Annotated in this window: 5 protein-coding genes; 4 read left to right on the forward strand and 1 reads right to left on the reverse strand. The window is 72.5% G+C overall.

Annotated elements, in window-relative coordinates; all coding sequences use genetic code 11:
* Window positions 1-152 precede the first annotated feature (152 nt).
* Together GWK61_RS52735 and GWK61_RS52740 are read left to right on the forward strand one after the other, a co-directional pair.
* Window positions 153-1,088 (forward strand): EamA family transporter, encoded by a 936-nt coding sequence (locus GWK61_RS52735; RefSeq protein WP_194921821.1) that lies wholly within the window; start codon window positions 153-155, stop codon window positions 1,086-1,088.
* Window positions 1,089-1,192: 104 nt separating this feature from the next.
* On the forward strand, window positions 1,193-2,410 hold the full coding sequence (locus GWK61_RS52740) for a saccharopine dehydrogenase family protein (protein WP_194921822.1): 1,218 nt from the start codon (window positions 1,193-1,195) through the stop codon (window positions 2,408-2,410).
* 184 nt (window positions 2,411-2,594) lie between these two features.
* On the opposite strand, the gene GWK61_RS52745 is transcribed toward GWK61_RS52740, so the two are convergent.
* Window positions 2,595-3,134 (reverse strand): YbhB/YbcL family Raf kinase inhibitor-like protein, encoded by a 540-nt coding sequence (locus GWK61_RS52745; RefSeq protein ID WP_323748179.1) that lies wholly within the window; start codon window positions 3,132-3,134, stop codon window positions 2,595-2,597.
* 81 nt (window positions 3,135-3,215) lie between these two features.
* Between GWK61_RS52745 and GWK61_RS52750 the strand changes: the two genes are divergently transcribed.
* Window positions 3,216-3,899 carry a maleylpyruvate isomerase N-terminal domain-containing protein gene (locus tag GWK61_RS52750; protein WP_194921824.1) on the forward strand — a complete coding sequence of 228 codons (684 nt, stop codon included), beginning with the start codon at window positions 3,216-3,218 and terminating at the stop codon, window positions 3,897-3,899.
* 122 nt (window positions 3,900-4,021) lie between these two features.
* A complete protein-coding gene (locus tag GWK61_RS52755) occupies window positions 4,022-4,834 on the forward strand; it encodes an acyl-CoA thioesterase (protein WP_369125685.1) in 813 nt (270 codons plus the stop codon).
* Window positions 4,835-4,930: the final 96 nt, after the last annotated feature.

Raw genomic sequence — 4,930 nt, forward strand, 5'->3', positions numbered from 1 at the left:
CGCGACCAGCGCTCCAACTGCGCCCGCTCATCATCGGAGAGCACCAGCTCGGCCTTCGGCCGTCCCGTCCTCGGCATGCCCGATATTCTACATTTAGAAAATGAACTTCAGGCGCAGGACACTAGCGTGGAAGAACCAGGGGAGAGTTCCACATGACCGTCACCACGACAGCCACCGCCACGCCGGCCCTCGGGCACAACACGTCCTCGCCCTCACCCTCGTCCTCGGCCGGCAGCGCCCGCGACCTGCTGCTGTCCGCCCTCGCCCCGGCGAGTTGGGGCACCACCTACGTGGTCACCTCGCAACTGCTTCCCGACCACCGCCCGATGCTCGCCGCGACGATGCGGGCGCTGCCGGCCGGGCTGATCCGGCTGGCGTTCGTGCGTCGCCTGCCCAAGGGCAGTTGGTGGTGGAAGACCGCGGTGCTCGGGACGCTGAACTTCGGGGCCTTCTTCCCCCTGCTGTTCTTCGCCGCCTACCGGCTGCCCGGCGGCGTGGCCTCGACCCTCGGCTCGGTGCAACCGCTGCTGGTGGCCGGCTTCAGCATCCTGATCCTGCGTCAGCGGCCGCACAACGCGGTACTGGGTGCGGCAGTGGTCGGCACCGGAGGCGTGGCGCTGATGACGCTGACCGCCAAGGCCCGGCTGGACATCCTCGGCGTGGTGGCGATGCTGGTGGCCACCGCTCTGATGGCGCTGGCCGTCGTGCTGGGCCGCAGGTGGGGACGGCCGGAGGGCGCCACGCCGATGGTGCTGGCCACCTGGCAGCTGGTGTTCGGCGGGCTGATCCTGCTGCCGATGACGCTGGTCTCCGAGGGGCTGCCGGACACGCTGAGCGCCAAGAACCTCGCCGGGTTCACGTACATCGGCGTCGTGGGCACCGCCCTGGCCTACACGCTGTGGTTCCGCGGCATCGAGCGGCTGGCGCCGACGTCCCTTTCGCTGCTGAGTCTGGCCAACCCGATGGTGGCCACGGTCGCCGGGTTCGTCGTGCTGCACCAGTCGCTGACCGCGCCGCAGGCCGCCGGGTTCGCCGTCGCGCTGGGAGCGCTGGTGACCGGGCAGATGCTGGTCGCGCGGAAGCGATGACGGTTTCCATTTGATCCTCAGGCACGTGGCGCTGGCTGCGCGGCCGACGGCGCTCTAGGGTGGAGCGACCTAGTTACCGACTGGTAGTAAGAAAGGTGGGCCCGATGGCCGACCCCACCCCGGGCAAGCCCTTCGACCTGGTCCTGTTCGGAGCCACCGGCTTCACCGGATCCCTGGTCGCCGACTATCTGGCCGAGCACGCCCCGGCCGGCACGCGCTGGGCGCTGGCCGGGCGGTCGGCGGCGAAGCTGCAGGCGGTGCGCGACCGGCTGGCCGCGGCGCGGCCGGAGCTCAAGGGCCTGCCCCTGCTGATCGCCGACGCCGCGGACCGGGTCTCGCTGCGCGAGCTGGCCGAGCGTACGCGCGTGGTGATCAGCACGGTGGGGCCGTACCTGCACTACGGCGAGCCGCTGGTGGCCGCGTGCGCCGAAGCCGGATGCGACTACGTCGACCTGACCGGCGAGCCGGAGTTCGTCGACGCCATGTACCTCAAGCACAATGCCCGGGCCGTGGAGACCGGCGCGCGCCTGGTGCACTGCTGCGGCTTCGACAGCATCCCGACCGACCTCGGCGTGCTGTACACGATGCGCGAGCTCGGGCCGCAGACCGGGCCGGTGCGGGTGTCGGGGTTCATCCGGGTCAAGGGCACGTTCTCCGGCGGGACGCTGGCCTCGGCGATGGCCGCGATGTCCCGGCCCAAGGCGATGGCGCGGACGGCCAAGGCCCGCCGGTCCGCCGAGCCCAAGCAGCCGGGGCGGCGCTTCGGCGTGCTGGCCGGCCCGCCGCGGCACGACGCGACCGCCCGCGCCTGGATCGCACCGCTGCCGGTGATCGACACGCAGATCGCGCTGCGCAGCGCCGCCGCACTGCCGGAGTACGGGCCCGACTTCCGCTACGGCCACTTCGCCGCCGTGCGCCGCCTGCCGATCGCCCTGGGCGCCCTGTCCCTGGTCGCCGGCCTGGCAGTGGCCGCGCAGGTCAAGCCGCTGCGACAGGCGGTCGGCAAGGTGGTCAAGCCGGGGCAGGGCCCTGACGAGGCACGCCGCGCGGCCAGCTGGTTCACGCTGCGGCTGCGCGCCGAGGCCGGCGGCCGCACGCTGGTCACCGAGGTCTCCGGCGGCGACCCCGGCTACGGCGAGACCGCGAAGATGCTCGCCGAGTCGGCCCTGTGCCTGGCCTTCGACGACCTGCCGCCCACCGCCGGACAGCAGACCACGGCGACCGCGATGGGTGAGGCGCTCATCGAGCGGCTGAGCCGGGCCGGGATCACGTTCCGGACGTTGGAGGCGGCGCCGACTCGGGCGCCGGGGCGGGGGCGCTGATGTCATCTCATATGGCTGGGGATGAAACGCCCGTTATATGTATGTATACCGCGCGCCACTGACAATCGCGGCCCTGACAACCGTGGCCCTAGCGACAGTGGCCCCGGCAACTGTGGCCCCGGCAGGCGAACGGCCGGCCGGGGCACCTTCGCCCTGACCGGCCGCCGCCAACCTGCCGCCCTGCCTACTCGTCCGCGCTGGCCCAGCCCTGCAGAATCCCGCGCCCCAGCTCGTGGCCGCGCATCATGAAGTGCAGGACCGCCGGGGTGGTGTCCGGGGTGACGCCGAGGTCGCGGATCGAGTCCACGTCCAGGGCGTGCACGGCGAAGTAGTAGCGGTGGCGGCCGGTGCCGGGCGGCGGGCCGAAGCCGACGTACTGGTGCATGCCGATCTCGTTGGGGACGTGGAAGGCCTCCCCCGGGAGCGAGCCGTCGCCGGCGCCGGCGCCCGCGGGGAGCTCGGTGGTGTCGGCGGGGAGGTCGGCCAGGCCCCAGTGCCAGAACCCGGAGGGGATCGGGGCGTCGGGGTCGAACATCGTCACCGAGATGCTCTTGGTGCCCTCGGGGACCGGGCCCCAGGACAGCTGCGGCGAGGTCTCGCGGCCGCCGGGGACCTCGAAGATCGCCGAGCCGTGCTCGGGGGCGAGGCGCTCCCCGGGCTTGAATTCGGAGGAGCTCACCGTGAATGACGGCACCTGCTCCGAGGTGTCATAGGGCGACGACACGCGCACCACTCCCGTCCAACGACATCATCGACTATTGATGGATCTGCCACCCTCAACCCTACAGAAGGCGAGACGGCAAGCATGACCACTGCCGGAGTGCATTACCGCGTCATCCGCACCCAGCTCACGGAGCTGGCCGGGGACCTGGGCCCGGAGCAGGCCGATTCGCCGGTGCCGGCGCTGCCGGGCTGGAGCGTCCAGGACACCTACGCCCACCTCGCCGGGATCAGCGCCGACGTCCTGGCCGGGACCCCGGCCCAGCCGCACAGCGCCGAATGGACCGCCGGGCACCTGGCGGCGCGCCGGGAGCGCTCGCTGGCCGAGATCGTCGAGGAATGGGGCGCCAACGGGCCCCGGATCGAGGCGTTCCTGGACGAGCCGGACGGGCGGCCCGCGGTGGTCGCCGTGATCGACCTCTTCCATCACAGCCACGACATCCGCGGCGCGCTCGGCCGGCGGGAGGCGCGCGACACGCCCGAAGCCGTGTTCGTGGCGAGCCTGCTGACCAAGTTCAAGCGCAGCGGCTGGGAGCAGGCCGGGCACCCGCCGATCGAGCTGGCCACCGGCTCGGGCAGCTGGCGGTTCGGGGAGCAGGACTGCGTGCCCACCGCGGCACTGACCACCTCCGACTTCGAGCTCTCCCGCATCCTGATCGGGCGCCGGTCCCGGGCCCAGATGCTGGCCGCGGGCTGGACCGGGGACCCGGAGCCGATCGTGGACCTGCTGCCGCGGTTCGGGCCGCCCGTGACCGACCTCACCGAGTAGCCACGCCGCCGAGGGGCCCGCGCGGCGCCTAAACTCAATCCGCCCCTCAAATCCGCGCCGCCACCGTCAGGTGAGATGGATCCGCCCCCGGGAGTCACCCCTTGGCCACCTTCGAGTCCCTCATGGACCTGCTCGAGCTGGAGAGGATCGAGGACGACCTGTTCCGCGGCGCCTCGCCCGACACCGACGTGCAGCGCGTCTTCGGCGGGCAGGTGCTGGGCCAGGCCCTGTCCGCCGCCACGGCCACGGTCGAGCCGGACCGCAGCGTGCACTCGCTGCACGGGTACTTCCTGCTCCCGGGCGACCCGACCGCGCCGATCGTGTACGAGGTCGACCGCTCGCGCACCGGCCGGTCGTTCTCCACCCGGCGGGTGGTGGCGCGCCAGCACGGCCGCAACATCTTCGTCATGTCGGCCTCGTACCAGATCCCCGAGCCCGGCCTGGACCACGCCGACCCGCGCCCGGACGCCCCGGACCCGGAGTCGCTGTCGGCGATCCCGGCCAGCCCCGCCGACGACGGCGAGGACGCGCTGTGGAACATCCTGTACCGGCGCTGGACGGCGTTCGACATCCGCCGGGTCCCGGACACCGGCCCGGAGCGGCGGCAGGTGTGGCTGCGCACTTCCGCGCCGTTGCCGGACGACCCGCACCTGCACACCGCGGTGCTGGCCTACGTCTCGGACCTGACGCTGCTGTCCACCACGCTGATCCGGCACAAGCTGCTGCCGCACAAGGAGGTGCAGATCGCCTCGCTGGACCACGCGATCTGGTTCCACCGGCCGGCCCGCGCCGACCAGTGGCTGCTCTACGACCAGGCCTCCCCCTCGGCCTCCGGCGCGCGCGGGCTGGCCACCGGCCGGCTGTTCACGCGGGAGGGCACGCTGGTGGCGACGGTCGTGCAGGAGGGGCTGCTGCGGGTGCATCCGGCGCCCTGAGGCACCGCCCGATCCACCCCGTGAACGAACCCCCGAAGCAGCCCTGAACCAACCTCCGAACCACCCCCGAACCAACCCCGACGGAACCCCCGAACC

Source organism: Catenulispora rubra (assembly GCF_015356825.1).
GTDB lineage: Bacteria > Actinomycetota > Actinomycetes > Streptomycetales > Catenulisporaceae > Catenulispora > Catenulispora rubra.

Coding starts and splice junctions, on each gene's coding strand:
- GWK61_RS52735 (WP_194921821.1), top strand. CDS start 153: ATGACCGTCACCACGACAGCCACCGCCACGCCGGCCCTCGGGCACAAC.
- GWK61_RS52740 (WP_194921822.1), top strand. CDS start 1,193: ATGGCCGACCCCACCCCGGGCAAGCCCTTCGACCTGGTCCTGTTCGGA.
- GWK61_RS52750 (WP_194921824.1), top strand. CDS start 3,216: ATGACCACTGCCGGAGTGCATTACCGCGTCATCCGCACCCAGCTCACG.
- GWK61_RS52755 (WP_369125685.1), top strand. CDS start 4,022: ATGGACCTGCTCGAGCTGGAGAGGATCGAGGACGACCTGTTCCGCGGC.